Origin of the sequence: Sinorhizobium sp. B11, assembly GCA_039725955.1 — a bacterium.
GTDB lineage: Bacteria > Pseudomonadota > Alphaproteobacteria > Rhizobiales > Rhizobiaceae > Rhizobium.
In genome coordinates this window covers 3,327,476-3,348,901 of record CP091034.1, presented here as the reverse complement: position 1 = coordinate 3,348,901, position 21,426 = coordinate 3,327,476, and the positions used below count along the sequence as shown (strand labels likewise).

21 protein-coding genes are annotated in these 21,426 nt (G+C 60.9%); 11 read left to right on the top strand and 10 right to left on the bottom strand.

Annotated features, from left to right (window positions below; translation table 11 throughout):
• Window positions 1-329: 329 nt before the first annotated feature.
• Complete coding sequence (locus LVY75_26685) at window positions 330-1,859, bottom strand: winged helix-turn-helix domain-containing protein (GenBank protein ID XAZ22370.1); 1,530 nt, start codon at window positions 1,857-1,859, stop codon at window positions 330-332.
• Window positions 1,860-2,111: 252 nt separating this feature from the next.
• Between LVY75_26685 and LVY75_26680 the strand changes: the two genes are divergently transcribed.
• Window positions 2,112-2,444 carry a hypothetical protein gene (locus LVY75_26680; GenBank protein XAZ22369.1) on the top strand — a complete coding sequence of 111 codons (333 nt, stop codon included), beginning with the start codon at window positions 2,112-2,114 and terminating at the stop codon, window positions 2,442-2,444.
• Between the two features lie 30 nt (window positions 2,445-2,474).
• Here LVY75_26680 and LVY75_26675 read toward each other — a convergent pair whose 3' ends face one another.
• Window positions 2,475-3,371 carry a LysR substrate-binding domain-containing protein gene (locus tag LVY75_26675; GenBank protein ID XAZ22368.1) on the bottom strand — a complete coding sequence of 299 codons (897 nt, stop codon included), beginning with the start codon at window positions 3,369-3,371 and terminating at the stop codon, window positions 2,475-2,477.
• A 100-nt stretch (window positions 3,372-3,471) separates the two neighbouring features.
• On the opposite strand from LVY75_26675, the gene LVY75_26670 reads away from it, so the two are divergent.
• Complete coding sequence (locus LVY75_26670; GenBank protein XAZ25840.1) at window positions 3,472-3,669, top strand: hypothetical protein; 198 nt, start codon at window positions 3,472-3,474, stop codon at window positions 3,667-3,669.
• Here LVY75_26670 and xdhC read toward each other — a convergent pair.
• From xdhC to LVY75_26650, 4 genes are all read right to left on the bottom strand, one after another.
• Window positions 3,645-4,496 (bottom strand): xanthine dehydrogenase accessory protein XdhC, encoded by an 852-nt coding sequence (gene xdhC / locus LVY75_26665; GenBank protein XAZ22367.1) that lies wholly within the window; start codon window positions 4,494-4,496, stop codon window positions 3,645-3,647. The genes LVY75_26670 and xdhC overlap by 25 nt on opposite strands.
• A 2-nt stretch (window positions 4,497-4,498) precedes the next feature.
• A complete protein-coding gene (gene xdhB / locus LVY75_26660; GenBank protein ID XAZ22366.1) occupies window positions 4,499-6,835 on the bottom strand; it encodes a xanthine dehydrogenase molybdopterin binding subunit in 2,337 nt (778 codons plus the stop codon).
• A 181-nt stretch (window positions 6,836-7,016) separates the two neighbouring features.
• On the bottom strand, window positions 7,017-8,483 hold the full coding sequence (gene xdhA, locus LVY75_26655) for a xanthine dehydrogenase small subunit (GenBank protein XAZ22365.1): 1,467 nt from the start codon (window positions 8,481-8,483) through the stop codon (window positions 7,017-7,019).
• Window positions 8,484-8,510: 27 nt separating this feature from the next.
• Entirely contained in the window at window positions 8,511-9,287 is a 777-nt protein-coding gene (locus LVY75_26650) for a 3-hydroxybutyrate dehydrogenase (protein ID XAZ22364.1), read from the bottom strand.
• A 181-nt stretch (window positions 9,288-9,468) separates the two neighbouring features.
• Between LVY75_26650 and glpK the strand changes: the two genes are divergently transcribed.
• Complete coding sequence (gene glpK / locus LVY75_26645; GenBank protein XAZ22363.1) at window positions 9,469-10,962, top strand: glycerol kinase GlpK; 1,494 nt, start codon at window positions 9,469-9,471, stop codon at window positions 10,960-10,962.
• Window positions 10,963-10,966: 4 nt separating this feature from the next.
• Here the strand turns inward: glpK and LVY75_26640 are convergent, their stop codons facing one another.
• A complete protein-coding gene (locus LVY75_26640; GenBank protein ID XAZ22362.1) occupies window positions 10,967-11,938 on the bottom strand; it encodes a DJ-1/PfpI family protein in 972 nt (323 codons plus the stop codon).
• 117 nt (window positions 11,939-12,055) lie between these two features.
• On the opposite strand from LVY75_26640, the gene LVY75_26635 reads away from it, so the two are divergent.
• Window positions 12,056-12,697, top strand: a complete 642-nt coding sequence (locus tag LVY75_26635) for an HD domain-containing protein (protein XAZ22361.1) — start codon at window positions 12,056-12,058, stop codon at window positions 12,695-12,697.
• Window positions 12,698-12,746: 49 nt separating this feature from the next.
• Here LVY75_26635 and LVY75_26630 read toward each other — a convergent pair whose 3' ends face one another.
• Entirely contained in the window at window positions 12,747-13,709 is a 963-nt protein-coding gene (locus tag LVY75_26630; GenBank protein ID XAZ22360.1) for a hypothetical protein, read from the bottom strand.
• 204 nt (window positions 13,710-13,913) lie between these two features.
• Here LVY75_26630 and LVY75_26625 point away from each other — a divergent pair, with 204 nt between their 5' ends.
• From LVY75_26625 to greA, 5 genes are all read left to right on the top strand, one after another.
• A complete protein-coding gene (locus tag LVY75_26625) occupies window positions 13,914-14,288 on the top strand; it encodes a YciI family protein (GenBank protein XAZ22359.1) in 375 nt (124 codons plus the stop codon).
• Window positions 14,285-15,544, top strand: a complete 1,260-nt coding sequence (locus LVY75_26620; GenBank protein XAZ22358.1) for an RNA polymerase sigma factor — start codon at window positions 14,285-14,287, stop codon at window positions 15,542-15,544. Before LVY75_26625 ends, LVY75_26620 begins: the two co-directional genes overlap by 4 nt.
• A gap of 181 nt (window positions 15,545-15,725) precedes the next feature.
• A complete protein-coding gene (locus LVY75_26615) occupies window positions 15,726-16,787 on the top strand; it encodes an LLM class flavin-dependent oxidoreductase (GenBank protein ID XAZ22357.1) in 1,062 nt (353 codons plus the stop codon).
• Window positions 16,788-16,826: 39 nt separating this feature from the next.
• On the top strand, window positions 16,827-17,576 hold the full coding sequence (map, locus tag LVY75_26610; GenBank protein ID XAZ22356.1) for a type I methionyl aminopeptidase: 750 nt from the start codon (window positions 16,827-16,829) through the stop codon (window positions 17,574-17,576).
• Window positions 17,577-17,607: 31 nt separating this feature from the next.
• Entirely contained in the window at window positions 17,608-18,090 is a 483-nt protein-coding gene (greA, locus tag LVY75_26605) for a transcription elongation factor GreA (protein XAZ22355.1), read from the top strand.
• A gap of 54 nt (window positions 18,091-18,144) precedes the next feature.
• Here greA and LVY75_26600 read toward each other — a convergent pair whose 3' ends face one another.
• Entirely contained in the window at window positions 18,145-18,543 is a 399-nt protein-coding gene (locus LVY75_26600; protein XAZ22354.1) for a RidA family protein, read from the bottom strand.
• Window positions 18,544-18,732: 189 nt separating this feature from the next.
• Between LVY75_26600 and LVY75_26595 the strand changes: the two genes are divergently transcribed.
• The gene (locus LVY75_26595) at window positions 18,733-19,323 is read left to right on the top strand and encodes a TetR/AcrR family transcriptional regulator (protein ID XAZ22353.1); all 591 of its coding nucleotides are present in this window, start codon (window positions 18,733-18,735) and stop codon (window positions 19,321-19,323) included.
• A 44-nt stretch (window positions 19,324-19,367) separates the two neighbouring features.
• Here LVY75_26595 and LVY75_26590 read toward each other — a convergent pair whose 3' ends face one another.
• Entirely contained in the window at window positions 19,368-19,973 is a 606-nt protein-coding gene (locus tag LVY75_26590; GenBank protein XAZ22352.1) for a PadR family transcriptional regulator, read from the bottom strand.
• A 161-nt stretch (window positions 19,974-20,134) separates the two neighbouring features.
• Between LVY75_26590 and LVY75_26585 the strand changes: the two genes are divergently transcribed.
• The gene (locus LVY75_26585) at window positions 20,135-21,316 is read left to right on the top strand and encodes an MFS transporter (GenBank protein XAZ22351.1); all 1,182 of its coding nucleotides are present in this window, start codon (window positions 20,135-20,137) and stop codon (window positions 21,314-21,316) included.
• Window positions 21,317-21,426 lie beyond the last annotated feature (110 nt).

Below are 21,426 nucleotides of genomic sequence, written 5' to 3'. Positions count from 1 at the left end.
AAAATCCCATACCCGGGGAGCGCTGGCCAATTCGCAAGCTTTTGCGGATGAAGGCAATCATTCCTGCAATCTTCGGATCGGCTGAGGCTCGAACCTCTGGCTCGGCGATGCAGTCGGCAATGTCCTCCAGAAGGCGGGCATCGAATTGGCCGACAGATCGTGGTGCAGGGGCGGGTCTGCCCTGGTCGAGTGACAGTATCATCAAGGGCGATAACATCGAAACCTCCCAAATTGCCGCGCTCCTTGCGCGGTAAGAGGAGATTGCTTCGCGGGCGTGCGCAGGGTCCTTTAGCGGCCCCCTAAAAGATCCAAAAAGTTCCGAAGCGTCCCTAAGCCTCCGGCAGGCCGGCGCTGCGTAGTCCCTCCAGGACAAGGGCCCGGCGTTCGGGAATTTTGGTCGCCTGCCCGGCTGCGATGCTTGCCAGCGTGCTGTCAGGCGCGATGCGCAACAGATGTTGCAGGAAGCGCTTGGCCTCTTCGACACGACCGAGGTTCATATTGTCGGTGATCAGGATCCAGACCGTCGGATCGAAATTCGGGTTCAACGCCAGTGAACGCGATGCCCACAGAAGCGATTGCTCATAATTGCCGCGGATCATCTCAATATCGGCGAGGCCGCAGAAGGTGATGTGAGCGTAGGGATCAAGCGGGCTCAGGCGGTGGGCACGCGTGAGATATTGCTGCCCCCGATCAAGATCGCCGCAATGAACGTGGGCAATTCCGGCTCTTACGACAACGCTCAGGCTGTTGGGATTGAGATCGACGGCGGCCTGCATGATTGCCAGACCCCAATCATATTCGCGCCCGACCTGAATGAGCGACATGCCGCAGGTGGCCATGATCGTGGCGTCGCCTTTCGCCAGTTCGATGCCCCGGCGTGCGAGCGCGACACATTTCTCCGCATCGTCGGGCCCAAAGGGCGGCCAGCCCATCGTTCTGCGGTGTTCGAGCGTATAGGAGGCGAGTGCCAGAATGCGGGCATTATCCGGCTCGCGTTCGAGCGCCTCGGTCAACAGAGCATGGGCTTCTGCATTCTGTCTGGAGGTTTCGGCAAGAATTTTCGGCAGGACCTGCAGGCAGATATCATAGACGGAGATGCTGCCGGGCCGTTCCCGGCGTGCGTGTTCCAGTTCGGCGCGCTGGACATGGGGCTCGATTCCTATGGCGACGGATTCGGTAATGCGGTCCTGAAACTCGAAGACATCTTCGAGGTCGCCGTCAAAGCTTTGCGCCCAGAGCTGCATATTGGCGGCGGCATCCACCAGCCGGGCATAGATGCGTAATCTGTTGCCGGATTTGCGCAGGCTTCCTTCCAGCACATATTTGACGCCGAGTTCTCCGGCGATCTTTCTGACGTCACCCATGCCGCGATAGACGAAGCTGGTATTGCGGGCAATGACCGCAAAGGACCTGAAGCGGCTGAGTGCGGTGATGACATCGTCGACGACGCCATCGGCAAAATATTGCTGCTCGGGGTCGCCGCTGAGGTTTTCGAAAGGCAGTATCGCGAGAGACGGGAATATGTCGTCGCCGATATCAGAGGTCGGCGTCTGGCTCCTGAAGAGGCGATAGCCGAGGCGTGGCAGCGTGACGATCCATTCCTGCCCGTCGGGTCGCTGCCCGAGCGCCTTGCGCAGATGCGCGATCTGTACGGAAAGATTGCCTTCCTCGACCATCAGTCCCGGCCAGCCCGCTTCGATCAAGGCATCCTTTCCGACCGGTCTGCCGTCTGCATTCAGCAGCGCTGTGAGCAGAGCGATTGCGCGCTGGCCAAGCGGGACTGGCTGGCCGTCCCGCCGCAGAATGCCGCTGGCGGGGTCGAGCATGAAACGGCCAAAAGCATATCGCTGGTCTTCCATGGGGATATTTATATCCGCGCAATTTGAGGTGGCAATCTGGTTGTGCATCGTGCTGCCAAGGAGACGTGTGTTTCGCGTGCCTTAAAAAACGGCCGATTTCTGCGACATTTTATCCGCCGTGAATGCGTCAATGTGGAACAGAAGGTTCCTTGAAATGTGCAGATCGAATTACAGTTGTTAAATATTGGGCCGCCGGAACGAGGTGGAAACCGCACGACACTGGCGGCGCATTCATCGACGGAGAAGATGCCCATGCGCAGCATTCTGACATGCGTGATGATTGCATATGCGTCGTTTGCGACGGCCCACGACGCCGCTACGGGTTGGAGTTACGACCCTTACTGTTGCAATGGAGATGCTCATAACGGCGATTGCCAGATGATCCCGTCCAAAACCGTGGCCATTACTCCCAATGGCTATCTTCTGACGTTAAGGCCCGGCGATCACCGGCTTGTGACGCGCGACCATGTTTTTCTGCTGCCGATGACCAAGGCGATGCATTCGGGTGACAGCGACTACCATCTCTGCCTGTTTCCGAACGAGGACACGCCGCGATGTTTCTATGCGCCCGACATGGGATACTGAGCGACGCGCATTTCTTAACGCGCTGTATAGTCAGGCTTGCTCGACGTTGAATTTCTCGAGCAGCCATTTCCGGAAATTCCTGATTTTCGGAACGTTTCGCCTGTTTTCGGGATAGGCGAGCCAATAGTCGCGTCCGTCATTGCCGGTCAGTTCGAAGGGCTGGTAAAGCCTGCCGGCCGCGACATCGTCCTGGAAATGGCCGGGATTGAGCATGGCGACACCGCCGCCGGCGATCGCGATGCTGGCATCGAGGATCTGGGTGCCGAATTCGCTTTTCGGATAGCGGGAGAGATCGGCATCCTTGACGCCGGCGGCCGCGAACCATTCCGCCCACCAGGAATCGCCGGCGCTGATCAGGAACAGTTTCAGGAGATCTGCGGGCTCGTGGATGCCGCCCATTTCGGCAGCGAGCTTGGGGCTCAGCATGGGGGAATAGTCGAGCTTCATCAGCCGGTGGCTGATGAGCCCCGGCCAGTCGCCGCGACCCCAGCGGATCGCTACATCTGCGGCCTCTTTCTGGAAATCGACGATGTTGCCCGAGGTGACCAGCCTGACGGCAATATTGGGGTATTGAAGCTGGAAGGAACCGATATAGCGCGACAGCCATTGCTGGGCGAAAGTCGCCGTCGAATGGATCGTCAGCGTTTCCTCCGTCGTCTTGCGCATCGAGGCCATGGCTTCGATCAGGATGTTGAATGCATCCGAAACTCTCGGCGCCAGGTGTTCGCCTGCTTCGGTCAGCTCGATCTGACGCGGGCGGCGCAGAAAGAGGGGCTCACCGATATTCTCTTCCAGAAGCTTGATCTGGTAGCTGACGGCCGTCTGCGTCATGCCGAGTTCATCCCCGGCCCTGGTGAAGCTGCCGAGCCGGGCCACGGCTTCGAAGACGCGCAGCGCATTCAGCGGGAACTGCTTCGACAGTTTCATGAATAAGTTCTCTTTATGGATGCAGACGATTGTTCGATTGGAATTGCAGCATTTTTCCCGACAAACTGCAATCATCTCATCAAGCCATCGAGGTGATGTCATGGATTGCCAAGCTATCGACGACAGCCGTTCTCCAGCAAGAGAGGCGCTAATCACCACCGTCATTCGCCGGCTGGCCGGCGGAATCGGCAGCCGGATACCGCGGCTGGATATGGATGCCATGCCCGATCGCATCAAGCGCGATCTCGGTTTCCTGGACGGACGCGATCCGCACTACGAGGACGATCGGTCGCGGTAGGAGGCCAGTGCGGTCAGGATCTCGGCGGCCGTCATGGCGGCGATGACGTGAGGGCGCTTGTCCTTCACTGCCGATCCGCCGATCGGCAGTGTAAGGTGATCGAGCCAGGAGCGTTCGCCGCCTGCATCACGGGAAAGCCAGTTCGCGAAGGTCGCCCGCTTGGTGGCTGAGCCGATCATGCCAGTATAGGCAAAGTCTGCGCGGGCGAGTGCTTCCCGCGCGATCAGAAAATCCAGCGCATGGTCATGGGTGAGGATGACGAGTGCCGCACCTGCAGGCATGTCCTTCACCAATGCCTCGGGCATCGGCACCAACAGGCTCTTCGTCGAGACCGGAAGATTGGCGAGTTCGTCTTTCCGGGTCTCGATAACGGTGACCGAAAGCGGCAGCGGCGCGAGTGCCGCGGCAAGCGCGCGGCCGACATGGCCGGCGCCGAAGACGTAGACTTCCAGCAGCTGTTCGGCTTCGCTTTCCCGCTTTTTCTCCAGCTCGTTCCTGACTGCATCCGTCACAGGCCGGAAGCGCAGTTGCGTGCGGCCGCCGCAGCACTGGCCGATTTCCGGGCCGAGCGGAATATCCATGACGTCGGTGCCGCCGGTGCCGGCGAGCAGGTCGCGGGCATTGCCGATCGCGATGAATTCGAACTGGCCGCCTCCGATCGTGCCCCAGAGGCTGCTGCCCGAAACCAGCATGAAGGCGCCGGTCTCGCGCGGTGTCGAGCCCTGCGTGCCCGTTATTTCGACAAGGATCACATCGGGCTGGAGGGCCAGAAAGGCGCGGAAGTCGCTGCCGGGCACAAAACCGGAAAGGATTTCGCGCCGGGTCATGGCTACACCCTCTTCATCCTCTCGACCGCCATCAGCACGCGTTCGGGCGTTGCGGGGGCATCGAGATGGGGGCAGACGCGGTAATTCGCGACGCTGGCGACGGCCATGGAGAGCGCTTCCAGCACGGAGATCGCCAGCATGAAGGGCGGTTCACCGACGGCCTTGGAACGGCCGATCGTGGCTTCCGCATTCTCGGACCATTCGGCGAGCCGCACGTTGAAGATCTTCGGCCGGTCGGAGGCGAGGGGGATCTTGTAGGTGGAGGGGGCGTGCGTGCGCAGGCGGCCCTTTTCATCCCACCAGAGTTCCTCGGTCGTCAGCCAGCCCATTCCCTGGACGAAGGCGCCCTCGACCTGGCCGATATCGATTGCCGGGTTCAGGGAACGGCCGACATCGTGGAGGATATCGGTGCGGTCGATCAGATATTCGCCGGTCAGCGTGTCGATCGTCACCTCGGTGCAGGCGGCGCCATAGGCGAAATAATAGAAGGGCGTGCCGCGGCCGGCCTTGCGGTCCCAATGGATCTTCGGCGTCTTATAGAAGCCGGCGGCCGACAGCTGAACGCGGGCGAAATAGGCCTGCTTGATGAAATCAGGGAAGGGGATTTCGATCTCGCCGACCCGCACGCGGTTCGGCAGGAAGATGACCTCCGAGACCGGCACTTCCCATTTCTCTGCTGCGAATGCGACCAGCCGTTCCCTAAGCTGGCGGGCCGCATCATAGGCGGCCATGCCGTTCAGGTCCGAACCAGAGGAGGCGGCGGTCGCCGATGTGTTTGGCACCTTGCCCGTCGTGGTCGCCGTGATCTTCACGCGGTCTATATCGACCTGGAAGCTGTCGGCCAGAACCTGTGCCACCTTGGTGTAGAGGCCCTGGCCCATTTCCGTGCCGCCATGGTTCAGATGGATCGAGCCATCCTGATAGATATGGACGAGGGCGCCGGCCTGGTTGAAGGCGGTCATGGTGAAGGAGATGCCGAATTTCACTGGCGTCAGCGCAATGCCCTTGCGGATATAGCGGTTGTCGCGATTGAAGGCGACGATGGCGTTGCGCCGGGCACGGTAGTCGGCGCTGTCTTCGAGTTCCTCGACGACGCGGGCGATGATGTTGTCCTCGACCTCCTGATGAAAGGGCGTGGTCGTGCGCCCCGAGCCCGGCTGGCCGTAGAAATTCAGCTTGCGGATATCAAGCGGGTCCTTGCCGACGGCATAGGCGATTTCTTCGATGAAGCGCTCGGCGCCGAGCATGCCCTGCGGGCCACCGAAACCGCGAAAGGCGGTGTTGGAGACGGTATGCGTCTTCAGCGGCTGCGAGATCAGATGCACATGCGGATAAAAATAGCTGGAATCGGCATGGAACAGCGCACGGTCGGTGACCGGGCCGGACAGGTCCGAGGAAAAGCCGCAGCGGGCGGAATAGGTGGCGTCGACCGCATGGATCCGGCCTTCGTCATCGAAACCGAGTTCATAGTCGACACGGAAGTCGTGCCGCTTGCCGGTGGCGCTCATGTCCTCGTCACGGTCCGGGCGAAACTTGATGGCGCGCTTCAGCTTCTTGGCTGCCACTGCGGCCAACGCTGCGAATTGATTGCCCTGCGTTTCCTTGCCGCCGAAGCCACCGCCCATGCGGCGCACGTTGACGGTGACGGCGTTCGAGGGAATGTTCAGCACATGCCCGACGATATGCTGGATTTCGCTCGGATGCTGGGTCGAGGACCAGACGGCGACCTCATCGTCCTCGCCAGGGATCGCCATGGCAATATGGCTCTCAAGGTAGAAATGCTCCTGGCCGCCGATGCGCATCTGGCCCTTCAGCCGGCGCGGAGCATTTTCCATTTCCGCTTTCGCTTCGCCACGCTGCAGCGTCATCGGGGTTATGACGAGCGGGCTGCCATTTTCAATGGCGGCGTCGATGTCGCTCCAATGGGGGAGATCGCGATATTCGATCTTTGCCTTGCGCGCGGCGCGGCGCGCGATCTCGCGGGTTTGCGCGATCACCGCAAAGATCGGCTGGCCGTGGAATTCGACCTTGGTTTCGGCAAGCAGCGGCTCATCGTTGCTGCCATTCGAGCTGACGTCGTTTACGCCGGGAATGTCCTTGCCGGTGAAGACCCAGACGACGCCGGGACAGGCCGCGACCTCGGAGAGATCCATCGAGACGATCTCGGCATGGGCGCGGTCCGACATTCCGAGCGCGCCATGCAGGAGATCTGCGGGTTCTGGAATATCGTCGATATAATCGGCACTTCCGGTGACATGCTTATGCGCTGAATCATGGCGCAGCGAGACATGCATCTGGCCGTTGATGAGCTTGCGATCCTCGAAGGTGGACTTGTCCATCAGATGGCTCCTTCGTGGGCAGATGTGGTGCCGTGTGGCCCCCTCATCCGCCCTTCGGGCACCTTCTCCCCCAGGGGAGAAGGGGGGAAGGAGACGGCGCGGCATCCCCTTCTCCCCAGCGGGGAGAAGGTGGCGGCAGCCGGATGAGGGGGCCACACGGCACCAACAAACACCATCCTTATCATGCCACCTCCTCGAACCGCTTCAGCTCGGCGGGCGCACCGACCGTTTCAAGGTAAAACCGCGTCAGCAGGTTCTTGGCCGTCAGCTGGCGATATTCCGCTGTGGCGCGCCAGTCCGTCAGCGGCTGGAAGTCGGCGTCAAAGGCAGGGCGTGCAGCCTCGATGGTCGCTTCGCTCCAGGGCTTGCCGATCAGCTCGGCCTCGACGCTGCGGGCGCGCTTGGGTATTGCCGCCATGCCGCCAAAGGCAATGTGGATCTCGGTGACGCGCTCGGCTTCGTCCAGCACCAGATAGAAGGCACCGAGCACGGCGGTAATATCCTCGTCTCGGCGTTTGCTGATCTTGTAGGCGGCGAACTTGGCGTCTGCGACCGGGTAGGGCACGAAGACGCTCTCGACGAATTCGCCCGGTTTCCGATCCTGTTTGCCATAGGTGATGAAGTAATCCTCGAGCGGCAGCCTGCGCACACCTTCGATCGAGCGCAGCGTCAGTTGTGCGCCGAGCGCGATCAGGGGCGGCGGGCTGTCGCCGATCGGCGAGCCATTGGCGATGTTGCCGCCGATGGTGCCCATGTTGCGCACCTGATCGCCGCCGATGCGCGTTATGAGGCGGGCAAAGGCAGGTATCTTACGGGCGATGGTCTCAAGCGCACGGGTATAGGTGACGCCGGCGCCGATGGTAATGCCGTATTCGCCTGCAATGATCGACTGAAGCTCCGTCAGATGATTGATGAAGATGACGGGATCTAGCTCACGCATCTGCTTCGTCACCCAGAGGCCGACATCGGTGGAGCCGGCAACGATGGTCGCCGTCGGCTCGGCGGCCAGCACCCGCGCAAGCGCGTCGGCGGAGCGGGGCACAATGAGGCGGCCCTCTTCTGACGCAATCGAGATCGTCTCGGATGCCTGCATGGCCCAGAGACGGGCAATGATTTCGGCGCGGGTCTTTTCAAGCGGATCGAAAAGCGTGCTTGGGCGCTGTAGGCTCACCTGCTCGGCGGCCTTGACGATGGGCTCGTAGCCGGTGCAGCGACAGAGATTGCCTTGCAGCGCCTTTTCGATCTCGGCACGATCCGGCTTATCGTTGGAGAGCCAGAGCCCGTACAGGGACATGACGAAGCCAGGCGTGCAGAAGCCGCATTGGGAGCCGTGGCAATCGACCATGGCCTGCTGCACCGGATGCAGCGTGCCATCCTTTGCAGCCAGGTGCTCGATCGTCACGACGTGGGTCGCGTGCAGCGAGCCGATGAAGCGGATGCAGGCATTGACGGATTCATAGAAGAGCTTGCCATCAATGAGCCGGCCGATCAGCACGGTGCAGGCGCCGCAATCGCCTTCGGCGCAGCCTTCCTTGGTGCCTGTCAGCCGTCGCTTCAGCCGGAGAAAATCGAGAAGAGTCTCCGTCGGCCGGACATTGCCCAAAGTAACGTCCTCGCCATTGAGGATGAAACGGATGCTGTCGTTCATGATATTCCCGGATGTTTTCTAAAATGGTTATGCCGCCGTCCAGCCCCCGTCAATCGAGATATGCGTGCCGGTCACCTGCCGGGCTTCCTCGCTTGCGAGGTAGAGCGCCAGCGCGCCGATTTCCTCGGCCTTGACGAATTCGTGCGTCGGTTGCGCCTTGAGGATGACTTCGGTCTTGACCTGCTCCTCCGTCATGCCGCGCGCCTTTGCTGTATCCGGGATCTGTCTTTCGACCAGCGGGGTCAGCACGTAACCGGGGCAGATCGCGTTTACCGTCACGCCGAATTCGGCGAGTTCGAGGGCGGCCGTCTTTGTCAGGCCCAATATACCATGCTTTGCCGCTACATAGGCAGATTTGAAGGGCGAGGCGACCAGGCCATGCGCCGAAGCGATGTTGATGATGCGGCCGTGTTTTTTCGCCTTCATCAGCGGGATCGCAGCACGCATCGTATGGAAAGAGCTGGACAGATTGATGGCGATGATCTGGTCCCACTTTTCGATCGGGAAATCCTCGATCTTTTCGACATGCTGGATGCCGGCATTGTTGACGAGCACATCGACCGTCCCGAAGGTCCTGGCCGCAGTTTCGATCAGATCGGCAATCTCTGATGGCTTCGTCATATCGGCCGGGTGATAGAGGGCCTTGGCTTTCGACGATGATTCAAGGCGCTCGACTATCGCCTTGATTTCATCTTCTTTTCCGAAGCCGTTGATGACGACGTTGTCGCCCCTGGCGGCAAAGGCAGTGGCAATCGCAAGCCCGATGCCGCTGGTGGACCCGGTGACGACGACTGATCTGCTCATGCTTCTTCCTCCCTGACAATGAGATGCTGCATTGCAGCGTTGGAGCGAGGTTATGCTCAAAGGCGTCGGGCTGGCAATCGGGAAGTGGCTGAGGGACGCCACTGCCAGTTACGCCCTTCCAAGCCGGGCGGACCTGCCCTATTGATTTGCCACGGCAACAGCATGCAGCGGGAGGAATCGCATGGGTGGATATGTTCTGGCGGTCGATCAGGGAACGACCTCGACGCGGGCGATCGTCTTCGATGGCGACATGAAGATCGCCGGCATGGGCCAGAAGGAATTCACGCAGTTCTATCCGCGCTCCGGCTGGGTGGAACATGATCCTGAGGAAATCTGGGATTCGGTCGTTTCCACCGTCCATATGGCGCTGCGCGAAGCCAAGGTCACGGCAAAGGATATTGCAGCACTCGGCATCACCAACCAACGCGAGACCGTCGTTGTCTGGGAGCGCGAGAGCGGCAAGCCGATCCAGAATGCCATCGTCTGGCAGGACCGGCGCACGGCGAGTTATTGCGACAATCTGAAGCGGCAGGATCTGGAGCGCACCTTCACGAAGAAGACCGGGCTCATTCTCGATCCCTATTTCTCGGGCACCAAGCTTTCCTGGATGCTTGCAAACGTGAAGGGCGCGCGGGCGAGAGCAGCGCGCGGCGACCTCTGCTTCGGCACGATCGACACGTTCCTCATCTGGCGACTGACGGGCGGCAAGAGCTTCGTGACCGACGCGACCAATGCCTCGCGCACGCTGATGTTCAATATCGCCACCAACGAATGGGACGAGGATCTGCTCGACATCCTGCGCGTACCGGCCGCCATGCTACCGGAAGTGAAGGATTGCGCCGATGATTTCGGCATCGTCGATCCCGAGCTGTTTGGTGCCGCGATCCCGATCCTCGGCGTTGCCGGCGATCAGCAGGCGGCGACCATTGGTCAGGCCTGCTTCGAGCCGGGCATGCTGAAATCGACTTATGGCACCGGCTGCTTCGCGCTTCTGAATACCGGCAGCGATATGGTGCGATCGAAGAACCGGTTGCTGACGACCATCGCCTATCGCCTTGATGGCGAGACGACCTATGCACTGGAGGGCTCGATCTTCATTGCCGGCGCGGCGGTCCAATGGCTGCGCGATGGTCTCGGGATCATCGACAGGGCATCCGATACCAACGATCTGGCGGAGAAGGCCGATCCGACGCAGGAGGTTTATCTTGTGCCCGCCTTTACCGGGCTCGGCGCACCGCATTGGGATGCCAAGGCACGCGGCGCGATCTATGGCCTGACGCGCAATAGCGGCCCGGCCGAGCTTTCGAGGGCGGCGCTGGAGGCTGTCTGTTACCAGACGCGCGATCTCCTGGAGGCGATGCAAAAGGACTGGAAGAACGGCACGGACGACACGGTGCTGCGTGTCGATGGCGGCATGGTGGCTTCCGACTGGACGATGCAGCGTCTCTCCGACCTGCTGGAAGCGCCGGTCGACCGCCCAGTCATTCTGGAGACGACGGCGCTGGGCGCTGCCTGGCTGGCCGGCAGCAGAGCCGGGGTGTGGCCGGATCGCGAGAAGTTTTCCGCGACCTGGAAGCGTGACCGGCGCTTCGAACCCTCGATGGACGAGAAGACCCGTGCCGTAAAGCTCAGGGGCTGGAAGAATGCGGTGAAGCGGACGTTGAGCGAGCTCTGATCGCTCAACTCACCGGGCTCATGTGTGCATATTGCTTGCGGTATTCCGCAGGCGTGACGCCGAGATGGCGCGTGAAGGCGCGGCGCAAGGTGTCGTCATCGGCAAAGCCGCATTCGCTGGCTACCTGTTTCGGCACATGGCCGCTTTCGAGCAGCCGGCGGGCGGCGGCGATGCGTGTGGATTCGACCCAGGCTGCCGGCGTCATGCCAACCTCGTCGCGGAAGAGCCGGGCGAAATGCCGCGGGCTGAGTTCCATCCGGCGGGCGAGTTCGGCGACGCTATGGTCGGCAGCGGGATTGGCTGCGATCCAGCGCTGTACTTCCTGAAGGGCCGAGCGTCCGGCAGGAGCAGCTTCGCCCTTGCGGCTGAACTGCATCTGGCCACCGGGGCGCTTGAAGAACATGACGAGCTGGGCTGCGATACGCATCGCCACGTCACGGTCGAGGTCCTCTTCGACAAGGGAGAGGGCAAGATCCAGTCCCGCTGTGACGCCGGCAGCGGTTCTCAACTCTCCGTCGGCCACATGGATCGCGTCCTCCTCCACCGTCACGCCGGGATAGGCCTGTCTCAACCTCTCTGCGACAGCCCAGTGCGTGGTTACCCGGCGGCCCTCTAGCAGGCCGGCGGCTGCGAGCAGGAATGCGCCGCTGCAGACCGAGCCGTAACGGCGGGCGCCGGGTCCGGCCTTGCCGAGCCATGCCAACAGCTTTGCATCATGTTCGATCTCCGCTGCATTGGGACAGCCGGCGACAAGCAGCGTATCGAGCGGGCCGGTATCGTCCTCGATCGTATAGTCGGCGATCAGGCGGATGCCGGAGGAACTGCGGATATGCCCGTGCGTGGTGGCGATGACGACGGGGCGATAGACTTGCCTGCCACTCTGCAGATTGGCTTCGGCGAAAACATCGAGCGGACCGGAAACGTCCAGAAGCTGAACGCCGGGAACGGCAAGGATGGCGATGGTCCTGGGCTTCATCTGACGGCCTCATGTCCGCAGCGGAATGGTTTTGGCAGAAAATGACGGATAGCGTCGATTGCTGACATATCCAGCCGCTTTTACGCTCCTTGGCATCCACCATCAAGGAGAAAGACGATGACATTGACGATCGGCGGCATCAGCATTCCCGACAGCAAGCTGGCACGCGACATTACCGAACTTGTCAGGGACACGGAATCGCCGCTGCTCTTTCATCATTCCAGCCGGGTCTATTATTTCGGTGCGCTCTCGGGCCAACGCCGCGGCCTGAACTTTGACCCGGAACTGCTTTATGCCGGAGCCATGTTCCATGACATGGGGCTGATGCACCAGCATAGTTCGGAGCACGAGCGCTTCGAGGTCGACGGCGCCAATGCCGCTCGTGACTTCCTGAAAAGCTACGGCATCTCGCAGGCCGATATCGACACCGTCTGGACGGCAATCGCGCTGCATACGACACCCGGCATTCCGAAGCACATGCATCCGGTCGTGGCCCTGGTGACGGCAGGCGTGGAGATGGATGTGCTCGGCATCGACTATCACGGCTTCGGCGATGCCGACCGTGACGCAGTGGTGCGCGCCCATCCGCGCACGCCGCATTTCAAGGAGGATATCATCCAGACCTTCTATGACGGCATCAAGCACAAGCCGGAAACGACCTTCGGCAATGTGAAGGCGGATGTGATCGCCGACAAGGAACCGCATTTCCACAGGGGTAATTTCTGCAGCGTGATCCGCAATTCGGCGTGGGGCGGCTAAGCCCTAGGGGGCGGTGGCAGGCGGCTTGGTAACCGCCTGCCTGTTATCGTCATTTCTTCAGCCAGGGCGTTGCCGTGCTCCAGAAGATCACGTCGGCGCCGAGATAGTCCTCTGCGAAGGCAGTGAACTCTTCCTTGGTGAAGGGCTTCTTGGTCGCGGGGTTCCTGTAGGTGAGCGTCGGCTCCTGCACGGCGAGGCCGACATAGGAGAGCTTGCCCTTGTACTTGTTGAAGAAGGGGTAGGAGTTCTTCATCTGCGCCTTGCGGTTCGGTACGATGTCAGGGCCGCCGAGGCCGACATTGTGCTTCGCCGCAAAATCGAAGAGGCGGCCCATGTAATTATGGTCGTTCTCCCATTCGCAGGGCCAGAAGTTCACATATTGCACGACGAGCGACTTTTCGAAGGCCTTGCGGGCGAAGGCGAGGTTTTCCATCTCGGCCGAGAAATAGGCATCGCAGGAAAAGCCCTTCGGCTCATGCTTCGGGTCGAGATCGATGGAGGTTTCCGGCAGGTTGATGCCATAGACCTGGCCGTCGAATTTTTCGGCAAGTGCCTTCAACAGCGCCTGATAGCGAGCTCGAACGGCCGGGTTCCATTGCTGGGCGACCCAGCCGGAACCGACCGGCTTGTTTTCGCCGGGATTGTCGAATTGCGGGGTCAGGCCGCCATCATATTCCGGTTCGGTCAGCATATAGTCAGGGATGTTGCGCGCCGTTGGACTGAAGAAGCGATCCTGCACCTGGATGAACATCTTCTTGTTCAGGCTTTTGGCGATGGCCAGGTCCTGCTCGATCGCCGAAAAATCATACTGACCTTTCTCCGTTTCCAGGCTCTTCCAGGCATAGACGACCTGTACGCCGCCGATATCGGGCCGGGCGAGTCTCGCCTTTGCAGCTGCGAGGTCGCCGGCCCCCATATAGAGGAAATTTTCCGGGGCGGACGCGGCATGGGTAGCCTGCGTCGACAATATGAGGGTGGCAAGTGCTGCGAGAAGTTTCTGAGATTTGTTCACGGCGTTCTCGAATGGAAAGGTGATGGAAAGCGCCGACAGCTCTCAGGGTCAAATCAGGCAACTCAATGGCGTGGATTTCGAAGCCCCGTCATAGGCTAACTGCAGCGCTTCGATCAGATTTACTGATTTTCTTATTCGTAATTTTTTGATGCGGCCTGTCGGCCAAACGGTTACTCCTTCGTCATTCGGAAAGAGGAGTTACCGATGCTTTACGCAATCCTTTGCTACGCCAATGAGGAAACCGTTTTTGCCTGGACCGAGGAGGAAGAGGCTGCCGTCATGGGAAATCTGCATGCCGTGATCGAGCCGCTCGCCGCTGCCGGCAAGCTTGGCCCGACCGGCCGGCTGATGCCGACGACGGCCGCAGCAACCGTGCGCAAGGGCAGGGACGAGGCCTTCGTTGTCGATGGTCCGTTTGCGGAAACGAAAGAGGCGCTTCTCGGCTTCTATACGGTTGATTTCGAAACGCTGGATGAGGCGATCGCCTTCTCCAAACAGCTTTCGGCAGTCAATCCGGGTTCCACCTCTTACGAAATTCGGCCGTTCTACACCTTCAGGCCGGGAGAGATCGCATCATGACAGACATTGCCTGGATCGACCTCGCGCTTGCCTCGGCCCGGCCGAAGGCTCTTGGCGCGCTGCTGCGCTATTTCCGCAATCTCGATACTGCGGAAGAGGCGTTTCAGGAGGCGTGCCTGAGGGCGATCCGGACCTGGCCGGAAAAAGGGCCGCCGCGCGACCCGACGGCCTGGCTGATCTTCGTTGGTCGCAACAGCGGCATCGATGCGGTGCGCAAGCGGGCGAAAATCCAGGCGTTGCCGGATGAGGATCAGATTTCAGACAAGGAGGACGCCGAAAGCGATATTGCCGATCGGCTGGACGATTCCCATTATCGCGACGATATCCTCCGGCTGCTCTTCATCTGCTGCCATCCGGACCTGCCGGCCACCCAGCAGATCGCGCTGGCGCTGCGCATCGTTTCTGGCCTGTCGGTGACACAGATCGCGCGTGCGTTCCTCGTCTCCGAAAGCGCCATGGAGCAGCGCATCACACGGGCCAAGGCGCGCGTGGCGAAAGCCGGTGTGCCCTTCGAAACGCCGAGCCCGCAGGAGAGGGCCGAGCGGCTGGTGATCGTCAGTACGATGATCTATCTGATCTTCAACGAGGGCTACAGCCAGGCGGATCCGGAACAAGAGGCGGCTGCCTTCAGCGACGAGGCGATCCGGCTGGCGCGGCTGATGCTGCATATATTCCCCGCCGAACCGGAACTCATGGGGCTGCTTTCTCTCATGCTCTTGCAGATTTCCCGCCGGCAGGCACGCTTCAGCGCCGAAGATGAGATCGTGCTGCTCGAGGATCAGGACCGTTCGCTCTGGAACCAGCCCTTGATCAACGAAGCGCTGGCTCTGCTCGACAAGGCGCTGCGTCATCGCAAGCCCGGCCCCTATCAGCTCCAGGCAGCAATTGCCGCCGTCCATTCCCGTGCAAAACGCGCCGCGGATACCGACTGGGTGGAAATCGACCTGCTCTACCGCGCGCTGGAGCGCGTCCAGCCTTCACCGGTCGTGACGCTCAACCGGGCGGTCGTAGTCTCAAAGCTGAATGGACCGCAGGAGGCGCTCGATCTCATCGAACCGCTGGGCGAGAAGCTCGACGGCTACTTCTATTATCACGGCCTGCGCGGCAACCTGCTGACGCAGCTTGGCCGTATCGCGCCGGCCCGCATTGCCTTCGACCGCGCCATCGCGCTTGCCCATTCCGCAGCGGAAGCTGCCCATATCCGCCGGCAGATCGACAAGATGCAGGAAGAAGCGGCGCAGCCGGCGGCGAAATAAGCTGTACCTTCATGGGATGCCGCCCGTAACTTTCGCGGCACGGGCGTGGAAATCATCGATCCGTGGCGGGCATCGGCCTGACGCAGCCATCAACTTTGTCGAACAATCCGTTCCAGAATTTCCGTTTGCTCCGAGCCCTGCCGGACCTTATCTCAGGCGCAAGTTAAACAGGACACCGACCATGGAACTGGGCCTTTATACATTCGCAGACGTCAACCCCAATCCGTCCCGCAGCAAGGGCGTGGAAGCGGCCGAGCGGATCAAGCATCTGATCGAGGAGATCGAGCTCGCCGATCAGGTCGGGCTCGATGTCTTCGGGCTCGGCGAACATCATCGGCCTGATTATGTGGCATCGGCGCCGGTGGTGGCGCTTGCGGCGGCTGCGGCGAAGACGAAGAACATCCGTCTCAGCAGCGCCGTCACAGTTCTTTCCTCCGACGATCCGGTGCGGGTGTTCCAGCAGTTTGCGACGCTGGACCTGATTTCCAACGGGCGCGCCGAGATCATGGCGGGGCGGGGTTCCTTCATCGAATCCTTCCCGCTCTTCGGCTACAATCTCGAAGATTATGATCAGCTCTTCGAAGAGAAGCTCGATCTTCTTCTGGCTCTGCGCGACAGCGAGATCATCAACTGGCAGGGCGAACTGCGCGCGCCGATCAATGGGCGCGGCGTCTATCCGCGGCCGCTCCAGGATCCGCTGCCTTTATGGATTGCCGTCGGTGGCACGCCGCAGTCCGTGGCGCGCGCCGGCGCGCTTGGTCTGCCGGTCGCGCTTGCCATCATCGGCGGCGAATATCCGCGCTTTGCGCCACTCTTCGACCTCTATCGGGAAGCCGCCCGCCGGGCAGGGCAGGATGCGGCAAAGCTGAAGACCAGCATCAATGTGCATGGTTTCATCGCCGATACGACCGAGGCGGCGGCAGACCAGTTTTACGGTCCGCAGGCTGAAGTGATGAACCGCATCGGCCGCGAGCGCGGCTGGGGTCCGACGAGCCGGGCGCATTTCGACATGTCGCGCGGCCCGACCGGTAATCTCTTCCTCGGTGATCCGGAACTCGTGGCCGAGAAGATCGTTGCTGCACACAAGGCTTTCCGCAATGATCGCTTCCTGCTGCAGATGGCGATCGGCCTGATGCCGCATGATCAGGTCATGCGCGGCATCGAGCTCTACGGGACAAAAGTGGCGCCGATCGTCAGAAAGGCATTGACTGAAACTTCCGAAGGCGCGAAAGCCACCGCCTGACGAAGAGCCTGTCGCTCTCGGCAAAGCCGGAACGTGTCTATGGTTATCGAGAACGACGAAGAACTTTCCAAGCTCAAAGAGATCGGCCGTATATGCGCCAATGCCATCCAGGTCATGGCGGCAGCGATGGAGCCGGGCATGACGACGCTGGAGCTCGACCAGATCGGCCGCAAAGTTCTGGAAGACGCCGGTGCGCGCTCGGCACCCGAATTCTGTTACCAGTTTCCGGGTGCGACCTGCATCAGCGTCAACGAGGAAATCGCCCACGGCATTCCCGGCCCGCGCGTCATTCGTCCAGGTGATCTCGTCAATATCGACGTTTCGGCGGAAAAGGACGGCTTCTTTGCGGATACCGGCGCCTCCTTCGCCGTGCCGCCGGTCGCATCCCGCATCGATAGGCTCTGCCGGGACGGCAGACGGGCGCTCTGGGTGGGTCTGAACCAGATCAAGGCGGGCGAGCCGCTGGCGAAGATCGGCAATGCCGTAGGCGCCTTCGCACAGAAGAACCGCTATACGCTCGTTGCCAATCTCGCGAGCCACGGCGTCGGCCGCTCGCTGCACGAGGAACCGGCCGAACTTTCCACCTGGCCTGATCCTTCAGAACGGCGCATGATGACGGAAGGCCTCGTCTTTACCGTCGAGCCTTTTCTTTCGCTTGGTGCCACGTGGGCTGAAGGCGGCGATGATGCCTGGACGCTTTACGCCGATCCCAAGGCCCCGACAGTGCAATACGAACATACGGTCGTTGCGACCCGTAACGGACCGATCATTCTGACATTGGCGGCTTGAGGGGGATTTCCCCTCGCTGTTGGAGGTCGAGATGGCAGTTGCCTTCACCAAGGAAGAGAGTGCCGAAACCGCAGCGGAAACGCTGCTACCTGACCGCGCGATTTCGCCTCATCCAAATCTCGTGACGGAGGCCGGGCTGAAAGCGCTCGAATTGCAAATGCAGGAAGCGCGCCAGGCCTATGAGGCGGCAAGCACGGTCGAGGACGTCAACGAACGGCGGCGGCAGCAGGCAAATCCTCTGCGTGACCTGCGTTATTTCGTCGAGCGTCTTCGCACGGCCCAGCCTGTTCCGGCCCCGACATCGACGGAGACGGTCGCCTTCGGAAGCACTGTCACCTTCAGCCGTGACGATGGACGCGTCCAGACATATCGTATCGTGGGAGAGGATGAAGCCGATCCGAAAGCCGGATCGATTTCCTATGTCGCGCCGGTCGCCCGGGTTCTCACGGGCAAGGCCGTCGGTGATATCGCTGTCGTCGGCGATCAGGAACTCGAAATCATCAACATTTCCTGATCGCCCCACGCGTTTCCGGCGTCGCGTTCAATTCACTGCTTTTGAGAGGGCCGGTCAGGCAGCCTGAGGAAGGCGAGCAATGACCTTGATTTCGAAATCAAAGCCTGCCAGCCAGTTCACGCCGACGGCCGTCCAGTTCGGATAGGGCGCTTCACCGATCTCCTTGAAGCGAATATCGGAGATCACGGGCCATTGCGCGGCAGGATCGGTGTGGAAGGACGTGATGTCGACAACGTCGTCGAAGCTGCATCCGGCGGCCTTCAGCACGGCTTTCAGATTGTCGAAGGCAAGCTGTACCTGCCTTGCGAAATCGGGCTCGGGCGAGCCGTCTTCACGGCTGCCGACCTGGCCGGAGACGAAGAGAAGGTCACCGGAGCGGATCGCCGCTGAATAGCGGTTGATCTCATAGAGAGCCTGCCGGCCGGCGGGAAAGATTGCTTCGCGTTTGGTCATTGCTTTTCTCCTGTTCAGGCAAAAGGGTGCCTTTCGCCGGGCATTTGCTCGTCGATGGCAACGAGCATTAGTGGGTATGGCCAGCCCATTCCGGAGCAATTGATATACGCCCCGTATGTGGATATAATCAGAGATACGACGCGTATGTCAATACACATACGGTCCGTATGTGTATTTTGGGAGATGGTGATGGTCGCAAAGACCCGGGCGCAAATGATGGAGGAGACGCGGGCGAAGCTCATCCAGGCGGGCCGAAAAGCCTTTGCAGTCAAGGGCTATGCGGCTGCTTCGATGGACGATCTGACCGCCGATGTAGGGCTGACACGCGGCGCGCTCTACCACAATTTTGGTGACAAGAAGGGCTTGCTGCAGGCCGTGATTGACCAGATCGACGGCGAGATGGGAGAGCGGTTGCGTATCGAGCGGGATCGCGCCGAGACGACCTGGCTCGGGTTGTTGGCGGAATATACCGCCTATATCGAAATGGCTCTGGAGCCGGAGATCCAGCGCATCATGCTGCTCGATGGGCCGGCGGTGCTCGGCGATCCCTCGCAGTGGCCCAGTCAGAATGCGTGCCTTCGAACGACAACCCAGACAATTCAGGCGCTGATCGATGAGCGCACCGTCAAGCCCGTCGATGCGGAAGCTGCCGCGCGCTTGCTCAACGGGGCGTCGCTTAGCGCTGCTCTCTGGATCGCCGCCGTGGAAGACCCGCACAGCCTTCTCGCCAAGGTGGTCGAGGCCTTTCGCGATCTTGCGAGTGGCCTGCTGAAGACCTGACACCGACGAGGCGGCGGTTCACGCCGCCAATCGTCGATATGGCCTCAATCCCGTTGCGGTTCGGTCTTGCCGCCCTGCAGAATTTCCATGGCAGCGCGCTCCAAAATTCCGGAAATCCTGGCTGCTTCGCTTGCCGACCAGGGATGGCGCATGCGCAGTGCCGAACGCAGCAATTGACGGGCGGCGCGGACGCTGCCGTCGTCGCGGCCGAAGTCGTCGTCCTCCTCGTCGCGCCGGCGCCGTCCACCGCCACCTCCCTGCTGCTGCTCCGGGTCGAACATGCGGTTGACGAAGGCCATGCCCTCGGCAATGCGCTCCAGCTTGGCAAGTGCCTGGTCGATCATGGCACGGTTTTCTTCCACCTTCTGGCGGCCGGCATCGGTGATCTTGTAGAGCTTCTTTGTCCCGTCGTTCTCTACTTCCGCCAGTCCTGTTTCCTCCAGGTAGGTCAGCGCCGGATAGATGACGCCCGGGCTCGGGACGTAAAAGCCGCCGGAGCGTTCCTCCAGCGTCTTGATCAGTTCATAACCGTGGCTGGGACGCTCTTCCAGCAGCGCCAGCAGGATCGTCTGCAATTCGCCCGCGGAAAACCTGCGGCCCATTCCCATGCGCATGGCCTCGCCGACGAAGCCGCCTCGAAAACCTCTCATAACGAACTCCTTTGTATCAGATGTATCGCTCACTATGTCGTAAAACATATATCGTAAGATATGTCGTTCAAGGGGCGGTGCAAAAAATCTGTTCGTGAAATTGAAGAAGCCATCAGAATTACTCACTTGAGACGACCATGCTGCGGCGCGATAAAAGTGGCATGTTGGCTCCCAATAACGACCGTCCGGTCAATCTCTTCACCACAGCGCTGGCAGGCGCCGTCGCCATGGCGGCGGCCATGGGTTTCGGGCGCTTTTCCTTCACTCCGATCCTGCCGGGCATGATGGCCGGCGTGCCGCTATCGGCGGCCGATGCCGGTTTCATCGCCTCGGCCAATTTTGTCGGTTATCTCGTCGGTGCGGTTCTCGGCGCCTATGGCTGGGCGGCAGGGCGCGAGCGGCTGGTGGCGCTTCTTTCCCTCCTTGCGACTGCGATCCTGCTGGCTGCCATGGCGGCAACGGGCTCTGTCCTGGTCTTTGCGGTCATCCGGTTCCTTGCAGGCGTGGCGAGCGCCTTCACTTTGGTCTTCACGTCTGCAATCGTGCTGAGCCACGGGGCTGTCGCAGGCAACGATCATGTCCAGGCCGCGCATTTCGGCGGGCCGGGGGCGGGGATTGCGATTTCTTCCGTCATGGTGCTTGCGCTCGGCTATGTCTTTGACGACGCAGCCGACGGCTGGCGCGCGGATTGGATCGGTGGCGCGCTCTTCTGCCTCGTCAGCTTAGGTGTGGCCTGGGCCTTGCTGCCGAAGGCGCCGGTGCATACGGGCCAGGCGAAGGAACCAGCGCTTGTCTGGAACCGCCCTATGGTGCTGCTGACGCTGTCTTACGGCTCCTTCGGCTTCGGTTATGTCATCACCGCAACCTTCCTCGTTGCCATCGCCCGCATGAGCGCCTCAGGGCCGATCGTCGAATTTCTCTGCTGGTTCATTGCCGGGGTGACTGCAACGGTCGCGCTGTTCATCTGGAAACCTTTCGTGCGGCTGCTCGGACTTGGCGGCGTCTATGTCGCGGCTCTCATCATCGAAGCGATCGGCGTGCTTGCGACAGTAGCGCTGCCGCATTCGGTGGCGCCGCTCATCGGTGGCGCACTGTTCGGGGCGACCTTCCTTGCCATCACTGCCTATGGTTTGCAGATTGGCCGCAGGCTCTCACCCGATAGCCCGCGCCGCATTCTCGCGCTGATGACAGCCGCCTTCGGTGTCGGCCAGATCATCGGGCCTGTCGTCGCCGGCTGGATCGCGCAGGTAACGGGAAATTTCGTGCTGCCGACCATTATTGCCGCGGTTGTGCTGGTTTTCTGCGCGGCTCTCGTCATGCCTGTGATGAAGAAAATCCCTTAAGTGGTTACAAGTGCGTAACAATGGCTTGAGCCCATTGCCGCTTTCTTCGAACTGCCTTAATTTCCGGGCAATCAGTGGTTCGCCACTCTTCCGTGACTCCAGTTCAGGAA